This is a genomic window from Bradyrhizobium sp. SZCCHNRI20481, from assembly GCF_032485055.1.
Lineage (GTDB): Bacteria > Pseudomonadota > Alphaproteobacteria > Rhizobiales > Xanthobacteraceae > Bradyrhizobium.
Genome location: NZ_JAUEUE010000005.1, coordinates 250,337 through 265,662 on the forward strand (window position 1 = coordinate 250,337; position 15,326 = coordinate 265,662).

General features: G+C 66.0%; 14 protein-coding genes. 7 read left to right on the plus strand and 7 right to left on the minus strand.

What is annotated here, in order from left to right:
* Nucleotides 1–112 precede the first annotated feature (112 nt).
* The 3 genes from QX132_RS10085 (at nt 113) to QX132_RS10095 (ending at nt 3,301) form a co-directional block, all read left to right on the plus strand.
* On the plus strand, nt 113–2,017 hold the full coding sequence (locus QX132_RS10085) for a propionyl-CoA synthetase (RefSeq protein WP_315797714.1): 1,905 nt from the start codon (nt 113–115) through the stop codon (nt 2,015–2,017).
* Nucleotides 2,018–2,113: 96 nt separating this feature from the next.
* Nucleotides 2,114–2,386, plus strand: a complete 273-nt coding sequence (locus QX132_RS10090; protein ID WP_315736121.1) for a hypothetical protein — start codon at nt 2,114–2,116, stop codon at nt 2,384–2,386.
* Nucleotides 2,387–2,569: 183 nt separating this feature from the next.
* Entirely contained in the window at nt 2,570–3,301 is a 732-nt protein-coding gene (locus QX132_RS10095; RefSeq protein ID WP_316160962.1) for an OmpW family protein, read from the plus strand.
* A 296-nt stretch (nt 3,302–3,597) separates the two neighbouring features.
* Here QX132_RS10095 and QX132_RS10100 read toward each other — a convergent pair whose 3' ends face one another.
* A complete protein-coding gene (locus QX132_RS10100) occupies nt 3,598–4,290 on the minus strand; it encodes a DUF1013 domain-containing protein (protein ID WP_315736123.1) in 693 nt (230 codons plus the stop codon).
* A gap of 267 nt (nt 4,291–4,557) precedes the next feature.
* Between QX132_RS10100 and ispH the strand changes: the two genes are divergently transcribed.
* From ispH to rnhA, 3 genes are all read left to right on the plus strand, one after another.
* Nucleotides 4,558–5,526, plus strand: a complete 969-nt coding sequence (gene ispH / locus QX132_RS10105; RefSeq protein WP_315716301.1) for a 4-hydroxy-3-methylbut-2-enyl diphosphate reductase — start codon at nt 4,558–4,560, stop codon at nt 5,524–5,526.
* Nucleotides 5,527–5,684: 158 nt separating this feature from the next.
* Entirely contained in the window at nt 5,685–6,659 is a 975-nt protein-coding gene (locus QX132_RS10110; protein ID WP_316160963.1) for a homoserine kinase, read from the plus strand.
* Nucleotides 6,656–7,120 carry a ribonuclease HI gene (gene rnhA, locus QX132_RS10115; protein ID WP_315716299.1) on the plus strand — a complete coding sequence of 155 codons (465 nt, stop codon included), beginning with the start codon at nt 6,656–6,658 and terminating at the stop codon, nt 7,118–7,120. Before QX132_RS10110 ends, rnhA begins: the two co-directional genes overlap by 4 nt.
* On the opposite strand, the gene QX132_RS10120 is transcribed toward rnhA, so the two are convergent.
* From QX132_RS10120 to QX132_RS10145, 6 genes are all read right to left on the minus strand, one after another.
* Nucleotides 7,117–7,398 carry a hypothetical protein gene (locus tag QX132_RS10120; protein WP_315797712.1) on the minus strand — a complete coding sequence of 94 codons (282 nt, stop codon included), beginning with the start codon at nt 7,396–7,398 and terminating at the stop codon, nt 7,117–7,119. The two genes, rnhA and QX132_RS10120, sit on opposite strands and share 4 nt — an antisense overlap.
* Before the next feature lie 143 nt (nt 7,399–7,541).
* Entirely contained in the window at nt 7,542–8,027 is a 486-nt protein-coding gene (locus QX132_RS10125; protein ID WP_315758853.1) for a peroxiredoxin, read from the minus strand.
* Nucleotides 8,028–8,184: 157 nt separating this feature from the next.
* Complete coding sequence (locus tag QX132_RS10130) at nt 8,185–9,876, minus strand: long-chain fatty acid--CoA ligase (RefSeq protein WP_316160965.1); 1,692 nt, start codon at nt 9,874–9,876, stop codon at nt 8,185–8,187.
* 191 nt (nt 9,877–10,067) lie between these two features.
* Nucleotides 10,068–11,483, minus strand: a complete 1,416-nt coding sequence (locus QX132_RS10135; RefSeq protein WP_316160967.1) for a D-alanyl-D-alanine carboxypeptidase family protein — start codon at nt 11,481–11,483, stop codon at nt 10,068–10,070.
* Between the two features lie 173 nt (nt 11,484–11,656).
* Complete coding sequence (locus QX132_RS10140; protein WP_315797709.1) at nt 11,657–13,447, minus strand: glucan ABC transporter ATP-binding protein/ permease; 1,791 nt, start codon at nt 13,445–13,447, stop codon at nt 11,657–11,659.
* 88 nt (nt 13,448–13,535) lie between these two features.
* Nucleotides 13,536–14,600, minus strand: a complete 1,065-nt coding sequence (locus QX132_RS10145) for an ABC transporter substrate-binding protein (protein ID WP_316160968.1) — start codon at nt 14,598–14,600, stop codon at nt 13,536–13,538.
* A 276-nt stretch (nt 14,601–14,876) separates the two neighbouring features.
* On the opposite strand from QX132_RS10145, the gene QX132_RS10150 reads away from it, so the two are divergent.
* Nucleotides 14,877–15,278: a hypothetical protein gene (locus tag QX132_RS10150; RefSeq protein ID WP_315736131.1), complete on the plus strand. Its 402-nt coding sequence runs from the start codon at nt 14,877–14,879 to the stop codon at nt 15,276–15,278.
* Nucleotides 15,279–15,326 lie beyond the last annotated feature (48 nt).

Consider the following 15,326-nt stretch of genomic DNA (forward strand, 5'->3'; position numbering starts at 1 on the left):
AAAATGGCCCGGACGTCCGGCCCGCCTGATCTGGATCAATTCATGACGGCTTGAACTGTCGCCTTGTCCCGTGACAATAGTCGGGAATAAACACAGATCTTGGGGAAACGTCATGAGCGCTGCGAGCCGCTATCACGAGGTCCATGCACGGTCGCTGCAGGACCCCGAAGGGTTCTGGGCCGAGGCCGCCCGCGCGATCGATTGGATCGAGCCGGCCAAAAAGATCTTCGATCCGTCGATGGGCGCCTATGGCCGCTGGTTCACTGGGGCCGTCGTCAACACCTGCTACAACGCGCTCGATCGCCACGTCGCCGCCGGCCGTGGCGAGCAGTTGGCGCTGATTCACGATTCGCCGCTTACCAGCTCGGTCACCAAGCTCACCTATGCCGAGATGCTGAAGGAGGTGCAGACGCTCGCCGCGATCATGCAGGATTTCGGCGTCGGCAAGGGTGACCGCGTCATCCTCTACATGCCGATGGTGCCGGAAGCGATGGTCGCGATGCTCGCCTGCGCGCGCATCGGCGCGGTGCATTCGGTCGTGTTCGGCGGCTTCGCGGCCAAGGAGCTCGCCACCCGCATCGACGATGCGACGCCAAAGCTCGTGCTATCGGCGAGCTGCGGCATCGAGCCCGGCCGCATCGTGCAATACAAGCCGCTGCTCGACCAGGCGATTGAGCTCGCCGACAACAGGCCCAAGGCCTGCATCATCCTGCAGCGTCCCGAGCATGTCTGCGAGCTCAAGCCCGGCCGCGATTACGACTGGGCCGCGCTGCGCAAGTCCGCGCTCGCCAATGGCAAGGCGGCGCCGTGCGTGCCCGTGCTGGCGACCGATCCGCTCTACATCCTCTACACGTCGGGCACGACCGGCAAGCCGAAGGGCGTGGTGCGCGACAATGGCGGGCACCTCGTCGCGCTCAAATGGTCAATGGAGAATCTCTATGGCATCAAGCCGGGCGAGGTGTGGTGGTGCGCCTCCGACATCGGCTGGGTGGTCGGCCACAGCTACATCATCTACGGCCCGCTGATCCATGGCGCGACGTCGGTGATGTATGAAGGCAAGCCGGTCGGCACGCCCGATGCCGGCGCGTTCTGGCGCGTCATCAGCGACCACAAGGCGGTGGCGCTGTTCACGGCGCCGACCGCGTTCCGCGCCATCCGCAAGGAGGATCCCGAAGGCACGCTGCTGCGCAAATACGATTTGTCACAGTTCCGCACGCTGTTCCTCGCCGGCGAGCGCGCCGACCCGCCGACCGTGGAATGGGCCGAGCAGCAATTGAAGGTGCCGGTCATCGACCACTGGTGGCAGACCGAGACCGGCTGGTGCATCGCCGGAAATCCGGCCGGCCTCGGCCTTTTGCCGGTCAAGCACGGCTCGCCGACGGTGCCGATGCCGGGCTACCAGGTCGACATCGTCGACGAGGCGGCGAGGCCAGTGCCCGCCAACACGATGGGCTCGATCGTGATCAAGCTGCCGATGCCGCCGGGCTGCCTGCCGACCCTGTGGCAGCAGGAGGATCGCTTCAAGGAGTCCTATCTCAGCGAATTCCCCGGCTACTACAAGACCTCGGACGCCGGCTACAAGGACGAGGACGGCTACGTCTTCGTGATGGGCCGCACCGACGACATCATCAATGTCGCCGGCCACCGGCTCTCGACCGGCGGCATGGAGGAGATCCTGGCCTCGCATCCGGACGTCGCCGAATGCGCCGTGCTCGGCATCAAGGATGCGATCAAGGGCGAGGTGCCCTGCGGCTTCCTCGTGCTCAAGGCCGGCGTCTCGCGCAGCCCATCTGTAATCGAGAAGGAAATCGTGGCGCTGGTGCGCGACAAGCTCGGCCCCGTCGCTGCGTTCAAGCTCGCCATCACCGTCGGCCGGCTGCCGAAGACGCGTTCGGGCAAGATCCTGCGCGGCACGATCAAGAAGATCGCCGACGGCGAACAATGGAGCATGCCGGCCACGATCGAGGATCCCAAGGTGCTCGAGGAAATCGGCGAGGCGCTGAAGAGCCGCGTCTGACGCGGCGCCGCTGAACGTGCCCCGGGCTTGACCCGGGCGCCCATTGTCGTCAAGCAACGGCCGAGACCAGCCCGATTGACGAGAATGGAACGTTCGATGCGACAGACCTCCGCCCGCCTGGCCTTGGTGCTGATGGCCGTATTTTCGCTCACGGCCTGCGCCTCCCGCAACCAGGGTCCTGCAGTGGCGCTCGGCAATGACGATGACGATGCGGTCTGTCAGGCCGGCGGCAAGGTCGCGCCGGGCTCCGCCGAATATGTCGCCTGCCGCAAGGACCGCGACGTGCAGCGGCAGCGCGCCGAGGCACGTGCCGACCGCCGGCAGCGCGATCTCGGCGAATACATGATGAACCATCCCGACCGGCCCTGAGCGCCAGTGCAAGCGCTTCTCATGGCGCGTGACTTCGATGCAACAGTTGCGTGACATCGGCACTGCAACAATGCCGATTGATTGAGATCAAATCCAAGTCCATGGCGTCCCTGCCACATCTGTGACCGCAAGGCGCGGCTGTGCCCGCGCAGATGTTGCTCAAGGGTGGTTATGGGGACCTCGATGAACAGAATCTTGAAACTCTCGTCGTCGCTGCTGGTGCTGGCGGCGATCTGCGGAGCCACGGGCTCGGCGCAAGCGGCCGACCTGCAGGCGGCGCCGGTCTACACCAAGGCGCCGGTGGTCGAGGCGTGGAATCCGTGGATGCTTCGTGTGCGCGCGCTGGGCGTGCTGCCGGATGCCGGCGGCTCCAGCGTGAACGTGACCGGCGTGCCGGCGCTGTCGTCGCCGAACTCCGGCCTGTCGATCTCAAACTCGGTCGTGCCCGAGCTCGACATCAGCTACTTCTTCACCAGGAACATCGCGGCCGAGTTGATCCTCGGCGTCACCCGGCATTCCATCGGCGGCACCGGCTCGCTCGACGGTCTCAACATCGGCAAGGCGTGGCTGCTGCCGCCGACGCTGACCCTGCAGTATCACTTCACCGATTTCGGCGCCTTCAAGCCCTATGTCGGTGCCGGCGTGAACTACACGGTCTTCTTCAACCAGAGCGCCGCGAACCAGGTGTGGAACGGTCTTGCCGTCACCAACCTGCACATCTCCAACCAGTGGGGCGCCGCGGTCCAGTTCGGCTTCGACTACATGCTCGACAGGCACTGGGGCTTGAACGTCGACGTCAAGAAGCTGTGGCTGCAGCCGAACTACTCGGCGACCGTCAACGGCGCAATTCCGGTCACCGGCCGCGCCAACATCGATCCGTGGCTGGTCGGCGTCGGCGTCACCTACAAGTTCTGATTTTTTCAGTTCCTCCCAGACTTCCATGGCGCCGGCATCCCCGGCGCCATTTTTTTGGGAGGTCTGTTTTGGCGAAGCTTGGTTTGTCGCGAGTCCCGCGCCTCCCCACCGCTGTCGTCCCGGCCTTGAGCCGGGACCCATACGCCGCAGCGGGAGTGAGAAACGAGGCGCTGAGTCACAACCATCTCGGGCGGTTACGCAAGCCGGCGGTTATGGGTCCCGGCGTTCGCCGGGACGACACTGAGTGCGGGGCTGGCGCCCGCGAGTGAAGCGAGGAAGACGAACGCGCTCGCGTCCTACTCCTCGTCGTCCTGCTTCTTGCCGCCGATGGTCTTGAGCTTGGCGAACACGGCGTCGACGTTGAGATCGTCCTCGTCGCGGCCCGCCGGCTCGTACTCGTCCTTGCGCGTGGTCTCGGAGGCCGGGAGCAGGGTGGCGCCGCTGTAATTGGCGTCGAGCGGCTTTTCCTTGGCGGCACGCTGGACCTCGAAGTCGAGCTCGATCTGCGAGCACAGGCCGAGCGTCACCGGGTCCATCGGCGTCAGCGTCTGCGCATTCCAATGGGTGCGGTCGCGCACGCTGGCGATGGTGGTCTTGGTGGTGCCGACCAGGCGCATGATCTGGGCGTCCTTGAGCTCGGGATGGTTCCGCACCAGCCAGAGGATGGCGCTCGGGCGCTCGTGGCGGCGCGACACCGGGGTGTAGCGGGGGCCCTTGCGCTTGGGCTGCGGCGGCAGCACGACCTTGCTCTCCTGCAGCCGCAGGCGGTAATTCGGGTCGCGCTCGGCCTTCTCGATCTCCTCACGGGTGAGCTGCCCGGTCGAGATCGGATCCATGCCCTTGATGCCCTGGGCGGCGTCCCCGTCGGCAATGGCGCGCACCTCGAGCGGGTGCATCTTGGTAAAATCGGCGACCTGGTCGAAGGTCAAGGCAGTATTGTCGACCAGCCACACGGCAGTTGCCTTCGGCATCAGCGGGGCGTTGCTCATGGCAAATCTCCTTTGTGCTCCGCCCCGGCCCTGGAGGCGAAACCTGCGGTCATCGGCGATGACGGGAATTGGCCCTATATAAGCCGTCCCGGGGGCATGGCGCAATGGCCTGGAGAAAACGGCCTTGACAGCGCTCGAAAGCAGTCCCAAGTCCTACCCAAACCAGTGTCAGACCCAAGCTCCTCGCGTATCGACCGCCCCCGCTTGCCGGCCCGGGGGTCCGTGGTCGCCGAAACCAGCCCGCAAAGATCAGCTTAGACCAGCCCCATGGCAGCCAAACCAGACCTCAAAATCGTGCTTTGCTCGCCGCGCGGCTTCTGCGCCGGCGTGGTGCGCGCCATCGACACCGTGGAGCGGGCGCTCGCCATCTATGGCGCCCCGGTCTATGTTCGCCACGAGATCGTGCACAACAAATACGTCGTCGACAGCCTGAAGACCAAGGGCGCCATCTTCGTCGAGGAACTGGCGGAGATTCCCGACAGTACCAACGCACCGGTGGTCTTTTCGGCCCATGGCGTGCCGAAATCGGTTCCGGCCGAGGCCCAGGCGCGCAATTTCTTCTCCCTGGACGCGACCTGCCCGCTGGTCACCAAGGTCCACCGCGAGGCGGCGATCCACTTCAAGCGCGGCCGCGAGATCCTGCTGATCGGCCATTCGCACCATCCGGAGGTGGTCGGCACCGTCGGCCAGCTTCCGGCGGGCGCCGTGACGCTGATCGAGACCGCCGAGGACGCGGCGACCTTCACCCCGAAGGATCCCAACAACCTCGCTTTCGTCACCCAGACCACGCTGTCGATCGACGACACCAAGGATATCGTCGCGATCCTCAAGGGCCGTTTCCCGAACATCTCGGGCCCGCACAAGGAAGACATCTGCTACGCCACCACCAACCGCCAGCTGGCGGTCAAGAAGGTGGCGCCGGTGGTCGACGCGCTGATCGTGGTCGGCGCACCGAACTCGTCGAACTCGCAGCGCCTGCGCGAGGTCGCCGAGCGCGAGGGCTGCCCGATTGCCGTGCTGGCGCAGCGTGCCTCGGACATCGACTGGGCGCGCTTCGAGGGCATCAAGAGCCTCGGCATCACCGCCGGCGCCTCGGCGCCGGAGGTGATCGTCGAGGAGATCATGGGCGCCTTCGCCGAGCGCTACGTGCTTCATGTCGAGACGGTCTCGGCGGCGGAAGAGAACGAGTTCTTCCCGCTGCCGCGCTCGCTGCGGCCGGAAGCCGCGGCCGAGTAAAGGCGGCCCTGGCGGCCGCTCTTTTTGGTCCACCGCCGGCGCATCCGTCTTGAACGCGGCGCCCGCATGCGCGATGAAGGGCGCAAACGAGCCTCCCCGGTGATGAAGTTCGCGTCGGGGGAGGCGGGGCCGGCGAACTTCGAGAACCAGGACAGGGTATGGCGGTCTATACCGACGTCGCCGCCGACGAGCTTGCGGACTTCCTCAAGACCTACGACATCGGCGAGCTGCTCTCCTACAAGGGCATCGCCGAAGGGGTCGAGAACTCCAACTTCCTGCTGCACACCACCAAGGGCTCCTTCATCCTCACGCTGTACGAGAAGCGCGTGGCGGTGGACGATCTGCCGTATTTTCTGGGGCTGATGGCCCACCTCGCCGAGCGCGGCGTGAGCTGTCCGCAGCCCGCCCGTAACCGTGACGGGGCGGTGTATTCGAGCCTGTCCGGCCGGCCCGCGGCGATCATCAACTTTCTGGAAGGCATGTGGCCGCGCAAGCCGAACGTCACCCACTGCGCCGGCGTCGGCGCGGCGCTGGCGCAGATGCATCTGGCCGGACGCGACTTCCCGCTGGTGCGCAAGAATCCGCTCTCGGTCGCCGGCTGGCGGTCATTGTTCGCGCAGGCCGCCGACCGCGCCGACACGGTGCAGGCCGGCCTCTCCGCGCTGCTCTCCGCCGAGCTCGATCATCTCGATCGCTCCTGGCCGACGCATCTGCCGGAAGGCGTCATCCACGCCGATCTGTTTCCGGACAACGTGTTCTTCCTCGGCGACAAGCTCTCGGGGCTGATCGACTTCCCGTTCTCCTGCAACGACATTCTGGCGTATGACGTCGCGATCTGCCTCAACGCCTGGTGCTTCGAGGCCGATCATTCGCTGAACGTCACCAAGGCGCGCGCCTTCTTCAATGCCTATGGCCGCGTCCGGCCGCTGTCGGAGGCCGAGCAGGAGGCGCTGCCGCTGCTGGCGCGCGGCGCCGCGATCCGCTTCCTGCTGACGCGGCTGGTGGACTGGCTCAACGTGCCTCCCGGCGCGCTGGTGAAGCCCAAGGACCCACTCGAATATGTCCGCAAGCTGCGCTTCCACCAGGCGGTGACCAGCGTGCGCGACTACGGCATCGGTGGAGCCGTGGCGTGAGCGAGCATCCGGTCGTCAGCATCTACACCGATGGCGCCTGCTCGGGGAATCCGGGGCCGGGCGGCTGGGGCGCGATCCTGCGCTTCGGCGACAAGGAAAAAGAGCTCAAGGGCGGCGAGCCGCACACCACCAACAACCGCATGGAGCTGATGGCCGCGATCTCCGCGCTGGAAGCGCTGAAGAAGTCGTGCCAGGTCGAGCTCTACACCGACAGCCAATATGTCCGGCAGGGCATCACCGGATGGATCCACGGCTGGAAGCGCAACGGCTGGAAAACCGCGGACAAGAAGCCGGTCAAGAACGCCGAGCTCTGGCAGCGGCTCGATGCCGCGCTGAAGCCGCACAAGGTCAATTGGCACTGGGTCAAGGGCCACGCCGGCCACGCCGAGAACGAGCGCGCCGATCAATTGGCGCGCGATGGCGTGGCGATGGCCAGGATGCAGAAGAACGTGCGGAGTTAGCCATACCGCCATTTGAGCGTCCGGCGGACCAAGAGAGTCGCAACGATCAGTATGAGTTCTGCGCCCCAGAACCAGCGTCCTGCGCCCGTGAAGCCCATATGCTCACGGGCTATGTACATCGCCAATCCGAGTACGATCAGCGCCATGACGCTGCCGATCCAGTAGAGCGGGTCGCGGGCCAAGCCGCTCGCCCAATGCTCTGCCGCATCCTCGTGTGCCCGGCGCATGCGCCATAGGCAAAATACGGCCAAGGCGCAGGTGATCAGGATTGCTGTCATACGACCTCCGAGCCCGCTCCTATTTCTCCCTAGCGATAGAACGTTTCAGATACTCTTCTCGGTTCGGTAAAACACGCAGGACCAAATGAGCAAAAGGCCCGCACGTGAGCGCGGGCCTTCAATTCAGATCAAGCCATGCTGGCCTAAAGCTGCCCGAGCAGGGTGTCGCCGCCGGAGACCTCGACCTTGCCCGGAGCGGCTTCGAGGTTCAGCTTGGTGACCTTGCCGTCCTCGACCAGCATCGAATAGCGCTTGGAGCGGATGCCGAGGCCGGCACCGGACGCGTCGAGCTCCATGCCGATCGCCTTGGTGAACTCGGCATTGCCGTCAGCCAGGAACACGGCCTCGTCGCGCTGGTCGGTGTCGCGCTTCCAGGCATTCATCACGAAGGCGTCGTTGACCGAGACGATCGCGATGGTGTCGACGCCCTTGTCCTTCAGCGCATAGGCGTTGAGGAAGATGCTCGGCAGATGCATCTTGTGGCAGGTGCCGGTGTAGGCGCCGGGCACCGCGAACAGCGCGACCTTCTTGCCCTTGAAGATGTCGTCGGTGGTTTTGACCTGCGGGCCTTCGCCGGTCATGACGCGGAATTGGGCCTGCGGCAGCTTATCGCCAACCTGGATGGTCATTCGAGTTACTCCTTCCCCTGGATGTGTCTTTTAGATGTGTCTTGCGCGGTGCGCGCTACACTATTCGGCGCGCCGGAAACGGCAACGGCCCGCCGTGATCACGTATCCGTCATCGCACGTCCCTCATCGCATGCCGGCGCTTGCGGCGCCAATGGACTCAGGCCGCGGCTGCCGGCTTCTTCTTCTCGTCGCGCAGCTCCCGGCGCAGGATCTTGCCGACATTGGTCTTCGGCAGCTCGGTCCTGAACTCGATCTGCTTCGGCACCTTGTAGTTCGTGAGCTGCTCGTGGCAGTGCTTGATGATGTCCTCGGACGTGAGGTCGGGATCCTTCTTCACCACGAAGGCCTTGACGACCTCGCCGGTCTTCTCGTCCGGCAGCCCGATCACGGCGGTCTCCAGCACGCCCGGATGGGTCGCGATCACTTCCTCGACCTCGTTCGGATAGACGTTGAAGCCGGAGACCAGGATCATGTCCTTCTTGCGGTCCACGATCTTGATCGCGCCGTCCGCGGCCATGACGCCGATGTCGCCGGTGCGGAAGAAGCCGTCCGCGGTCATCACCTTGGCGGTCTCGTCGGGCCTGTTCCAATAGCCCGCCATCACCTGCGGGCCCTTGGCGCAGATCTCGCCGGGCTGGCCGAGCGGCACCTCGTTGCCGTCGTCGTCGCGGATCGACAGCCAGGTCGACGGCAGCGGCAGGCCGATCGTGCCGGTGAACTCGGTCGAGGTCGGCAGGTTGCAGGTCAAGACCGGCGCGGTCTCCGACAGGCCGTAGCCTTCGGCGATGCTGCAGCCCGTCACCTGCTTCCACTGCTCGGCCACCGGGCGCTGCACGGCCATGCCGCCGCCGTTGGAGACCTTCAGCTTGGAGAAGTCGATCTTGCGGAAGTCAGGATGATGCAGCAGGCCGTTGTAGAGCGTGTTGACGGCCGGGAAGGTGGTGACCTGGTACTTCATCAGCTCCTTGATGAAGCCGGGGATGTCGCGCGGATTGGGGATCAGCAGATTGGCGCCGCCGGCGCGCACCGCGAGCAGGAAGCAGCAGGTCAGCGCGAAGATGTGGTAGAGCGGCAGCGCGCAGACGATCAGCAGCTGATCGACATGCGGCGGCTTGTCCATCACTGGCTGCAGCCAGGCGTCGTTCTGCAGCACGTTGGCGACGACGTTGCGATGGAGCAGCGTGGCGCCCTTGGAGACGCCGGTGGTGCCGCCGGTATATTGCAGGAAGGCGACGTCGTCCGGACCGATGGTGGGCTTCTGGAAGCGCTTGCCGCGGCCGGCCGCGAGCGCATCGTTGAAGGGCACGGCACCCGGCAGCGAGAACGCCGGCACCATCTTCTTCAGGCGGCGGACGACGAGGTTGACGATCACGCCCTTGAAGCCGAGCAGGTCGCCCATGCTGGCGACGACGATGTGCTTGACCTGGGTGTGGCCGACCACCTGCTGCACCGTGTGAGCAAAGTTCTCCAGCACGATGATCGCTTCGGCGCCGGAATCCTTGAGCTGGTGCTCGAGCTCGCGCGGCGTGTAGAGCGGGTTGACGTTGACGACGGCGTAGCCCGCGCGCAGCACCGCGAAGATCGCGATCGGATATTGCAGCACGTTCGGCATCATCAGCGCGACGCGCGCGCCCTTGGCCAGCCCAAGGCCCTGCAGATAGGCGCCCAGCGCGACCGACATGTCGTCGAGCTCGCGATAGCTGATCGCCTTGTCCATGCAGATGAAGGCGCGGCGATCGGCGAATTTCCTGAAGCTCTCTTCCAGCAGGTCGACGAGCGACGGGTATTTGCCCGGATCGATATCGGCGGGAACGCCGGCCGGATAGTGCTTGAGCCAGATGCGCTCCATGACCCTTCCTCTCTGATCGTCTCTTGTTCGTGTATTGGCGTCCGCCAGCCTCGCTCGGGAAGCTGGCGGCGGCCAATATCGAATTTCCGGCCCTTCAAGGCAAGCGGCCGGCGTGTCGACGAAAGCGGCAGGGTAAGGAGGCCGGGCGGAGGCTGGGCCCAGTCGGCTGCGGCCCTATGGGCCGCGCCGGATCAGCCGTCCTTCGGCGCGGGCTTGCCGGCCGTCTTCGGCTTCGCGGCGGCCTTGGGCTTGGCGGGCTTGGGCGCGTCGGAGCCGGTCTTTTCCGCCGGTTTTGCGCCGGCATCGTGCTTGGCGGCGACGTGGCGTGCCGCGCCCGGCTTGGCCTCCGCCGGCTTGGCATCCGGCTTCGCCGCGGCCTTCGCATCCGCATCGGTCTTGGCGGCGGTCCGGGTCGCCGGCTTGGCATCCTTCCGCGCGGCGGCATGCGCCTTCTTGCCGCGGTGTCTGGCCGGGGTCTGAGCGTCGGCATCGGCGGCGACGGCGGCGATCAGCGCCGCGCCGGTGCGCGTCGGGCCGGTGTAGACCAGCACCGGCTCGGACGGGACGGGCGCCGCCGCCAGCAGCTCGGACGGCTTCATGGTCGGCGCCTGCAGGCCGGCGAGCAGGGTGCCGCCGGTCGCTTCGCCGTCCGCGCCGGCAACGGTGTCCTCGTCGTCGTCGCTGGCTGGTCGGCGGCGGCGGCCGTTGCACATGTCGTCGCGCAGGTTGGGCGGTGTCGCGTCGACGGGGGCCAACTGATCGACTGTGCCGAGCGGCGATTTCAGCCAGCTCAACTGGTTGCCATTGAAGCCGCGGTCCAGCATCTGGATCGCGCGCACGGCGCGCATCTGTCCTGAGGAGGCGCCGAGCACCACCGCGATCAGGCGCTTGCCGTTGCGGGTCGCCGACGCCACCAGATTGTAGCCCGAAGCGCAGATGAAGCCGGTCTTGAAGCCGTCGGCGCCGGGATAGCGCCCGATCAGCTTGTTGAAGTTCTGCACGACGCGGCGGCCGTAGCGGATCGACGGGATGTGCACGAAGTATTCGTACTCGGGAAGATCGCGGATGATGGCGCGCGCCAGGATCGCGAGATCACGCGCAGAGGTGATCTGGCCGTCGGCCGGCAGTCCGTTCGGATTGACGTAGCTGGTCTGCGTCATGCCGAGCTTGCGAGCGGTGTCGTTCATCATCGCCGAGAAGCCGTCGATGGAGCCGCCGACGCCCTCGGCCAGCACCACCGCCATGTCGTTGGCGGACTTCACCAGCATCATCTTCAGCGCGTTGTCGACGGTGACCTGCGTGCCGGGCCGATAGCCCATCTTCGACGGCGACTGTGATGCCGCGGCCGGTGAGACCGTGAACAGCGTGTCAAGCGTGATCCTGCCGTCCTTGACCGCCTTCAAGGCGACATAGGCCGTCATCAGCTTGGTGACCGACGCGGGATACCATGGATAGGTCGCGTTCTGCGCTTCCAGCACCTTGCCGGTATCGGCTTCGACGAGCAGCAGCGCCTCGGCGCTGGCCCAGCGGGGCGTGAGCACGAGAGCGGCAGCGAGAGCGATGATCTTGATCGGGGCGTAGCGGAACAACAGGCGAAGCGTCTGCACTGGTCTGGTCCGGTCCTTTGAGACCCGCCTCGCGCGGCGAGGTGGGCAAGCGGGCTTTCGGGTTTCAAGCGTGTCCGGCGCCGCTTCGGTTGCGGCAGGCCGCGAACCTATACCGGCTCGACGCTGGCGAACAGAGGCCAGCCATTCAATTCCACGATGAAAGCGTCCCGCGATCAGGTCTTGACGATGGTACCCTCGCGCTCGGACGCTGCGAGAGTCGCGCGCGCGCTCTCCTGCACCATGAACTGGGCCTTCGCCAGTTCCGCGAAGTGGCCGCCCTTGGCGACGAGTTCATCGAACGTTCCGCTTTCGATCACGCGTCCGTTCTCGAACACGAGGATTCGCGTCGCGTTGCGGATGGTCGAGAGCCGGTGCGCGATCACGAAGGTCGTGCGTCCCTTCATCACCTCGTCGAGCGCCGCGTTGAGCTTGGCCTCGGTGACGGCATCGAGCGCTGATGTCGCCTCGTCGAGAATCAGGATCGGCGGATCCTTCAAGAGCGCACGCGCGATCGAGAGCCGCTGGCGCTCGCCGCCGGACAGCATGCGGCCGCGCTCGCCGGCATTGGTATCGAAGCCCTGCTCGGCGCGGTCGATGAAGTCGAGCGCCTGGGCGCGCGCGGCGGCGGTGCGAATCTCCTCCTCGGTCGCATCGGGCTTGCCGACCAAGAGGTTCTCGCGGATCGAGCGATTGAACAGCAGCGCCTCCTGGAACACGACGCCGATGTTCCGGCGCAGGGCCGCAAGCTTCAATCCGCGGACATCCATGCCGTCGATCTTGATGAAGCCGGATTGCGGATCGAAGGCGCGATGCAGGAGCGCAATCGCGGTCGACTTTCCGGCGCCGGTCGGCCCGACCAGCGCGATGGTCTGGCCGGGCAGCGCGGTGAAGGTGAGATCCTCCACCGCCGGCCGCTTGCCGTCATAGGAGAACGACACATCGTTGAATTCGACCAGGCCCGAGAGCCGGCCGACGTCGATCGCATCGGGGCGGTCGCGCACCGCCGGCACGGCGTCGAGCACGGTGAAGAACTCGGCCAGCCGCGGCGCTTCCATGAACACGTTGTTGATGAAGGACACGACCTGCTCGAGCTTCTGGATCAGCATGGTCGCGAACGACACGAACATCACGATCTCGCCGACCGAGCTCAGTCCCTGCTGATGCAGCGCGATGCCGAGGGTGAAGATCGCCAGCACCGTGATGGTGGTGGAGGCGCGCGTGATCACCGTCACCAGCGCCCACCAGCCGAGCACCGGCATCTGCACCGAGAGCAACTGGCCGGCGACGTTGCGCAGGCCCTGCACCTCGGCTTCGATGCGCACGAAGCTCTGCACCAGCGCGACGTTGCCGAGCGCATCGGAGGCGCGCGCCGACAGGTCGCTGTAGTGCTCTTCGACCTCGCTCTGCATGCCGTAGGTCTTGCGCACCACCAGCGTCGTCAGCACCGTGAACACCACGCACAGCACGAACAAGAGGATCGCGAGCCGCCAGTTCAGATAGAGCGACAGCGGCAGCAGCACCAGCACCGACATGATGGCGGCGAAGTGCTCGCGGAAGAACGACAGCCACAGCTTCCACAGCGCGTCGGTGCCGTTGATCATCACCTTCATCAGTCGGCCGGAATGGGTGCCGGAATGGAACGTCAGCGGCAGCTGCAAAATGTGCTCGAAATAGCTCGTCAGCACCGCATGGCGCTGCCGGTGCGCCAGCCGGTCGGCCTGCAGCGCGACCCAGGCGCTGGCCAAAATCGTGAACAGGCCGAATCCGGCCCAGGCCGCGAGCAGCGGCCAGGCGGTGCTGGTCGAGGCGTTGCCGGAGAGCGAGTCGACAATGCGTCCGAACAGCACCGGCTCGGCGAACTGTGCCACCGCGAGGGCCAGGTTGGCGATCGCCAGAAACCAGCCCAGCCGCGCCTCCTTTCCGAGCAGATGGAGCACGCGGGCATAGATACGGAGCAGGGACATGGGCGGGGCGCTTCGTGTCGACAGTTGGAACCAGCGCTGGGTGCGCGCGGCGCCATGTTAGCAAGGGAACGGCCGCCGCGGCGAGCGCTCAGTTGACGAGCCGGCTGTCGGCGGGCGGCAGGAAGCTGTCGTCGAAGATGTCGGCGGGTTGCGGACGCTTGTGGTGGAATTTGCCGTCCTCGGCGAGCTGGTCGAGGGCCCGCTCGAACCGGGCGGGATCGATGCCGCCGATGCCGTCGCGGCGGACGTCCGGCGTCAGCACGTTGTCGACGAGCACGCTCTGCAGCCGCTGCAGCTCGAGCTCGCGCGAGCCGTCATCCATCCGGCTCACCACGTCGGCGATCGCGCCGGCAGGGTCCTTGATGGCAAGCTGCAGGCCAGACGTCAGCGCGCTCAGGAATCCCTTCACCGCAGCCGGCTGCTTGGCCGCAAAGCCGGGATTGACGATCACCGCATGGCCATAGGCCTCGCAGCCGTAATCGGCGAAGCGCAGCACCGCGAGATCGGCGGCAGGCACGCCGCGGTCGCGCAGATTGAGGGCCGACAAATAGGAGAAGCCGCTGACGGCATCGACCTGGCCGGCCGACAGGATCGGCTCGCGCACGGCCGCGCCGACGCGCGACAGCTTGATGGTCTCGGGCCTGAGATGGTTGTGCCGCGCGACCGCCGGCCACAGCCGGATCGAGAGATCGCCCTCGGCGACGCCGAGCGTCTTGCCTTCGATGTCGCCGAGCCCGTTGATGCCGCGGCTCCTGCGCGCGATGATCGCATAAGGCGCCCTGTTGAACAGCACGAACACGGCCTTGACCGGCTGGCTGTTGGACGCGTCGCGATAGCGGATCAGCTCGTTGATGTCGGCGAGCGCCATGTCGGTCTCGCCGGAGGCCACCCGCGCGATCGCATCGGGAGAGCCCTTGGCCGTGGTGATGGTGACGGTCACGCCCTCGGTGGCGAACAGCCCGCGGCTGGCGGCGAGGACCAGTGGCGCCATGCTGCCATCGAGCGGCCGATCCAGCGCGAACATGACGGCGACCGGACGTTTCGGCTCCTCTGCGAGGGCCTCGTGATCTGACAGCCACGCGGGCACCACGACGGCCGCCAGGAGCGCCAAGCGCGCCAAAGCAAGCAGGGTGACGGGTCGTCGCATGCACATCATGTCACGCCGGTATTCGCAGGCCGTACCGGTCTTGTCACGCCGGTATTCTAATCAGTTCGCCGGCCGTCGCGGGATCGATATGTCAATTTCGTGACAATGTCGCTGTGTCGCTGCCGCTCGGGGCCGGCGGTGCCTGATCATGTCGGATCGAATGTGAACGGTCCATGAGTAAGGCCTGCGGCGATTTGCGGCTTCGACTTCGGGTTTCGCGAGGGGAACTGTGGACGCAGTTCGCGAGTTGGTACGCGAGATGAGATTGTACGGAGGATCCACATGATCGCACAGTGCGGAAGTTTTTCACGCTTTGGCCGTGCTACCGTCCTGGCGACGGTGGCCGCGGTGACTTTGACGGCCGTGCAGCCGACACTCGCCTTTGCCGGCTCCGCGCCGGCCGAGAAGGGCGTCGTCGCCAAGGCGGCCAATGATGGCGGCGTGACCGATGTCAGCGCGCGCCGGCGCCACTATCGCGGCAACGGCGGCGCGGCGGCTGCGGCGGCGTTCGCCGGCATCGTCGGCACCGGACTTGCCATCGCGGCGACACAGAACCGCCGTTCCTACTACGAGGACAACTATTACTATGGCCGGCCGGCCTATTACGGCTACGGACCGCGCTATCAGTATTACGGCGGCGGCCCCTATTACGGTGGCGGCTATTATCATCACCCGCATTGGTGATGTGAGATCGAATAGACGATCCGCCGGCCCCGCGCCGGCGGATTTTTT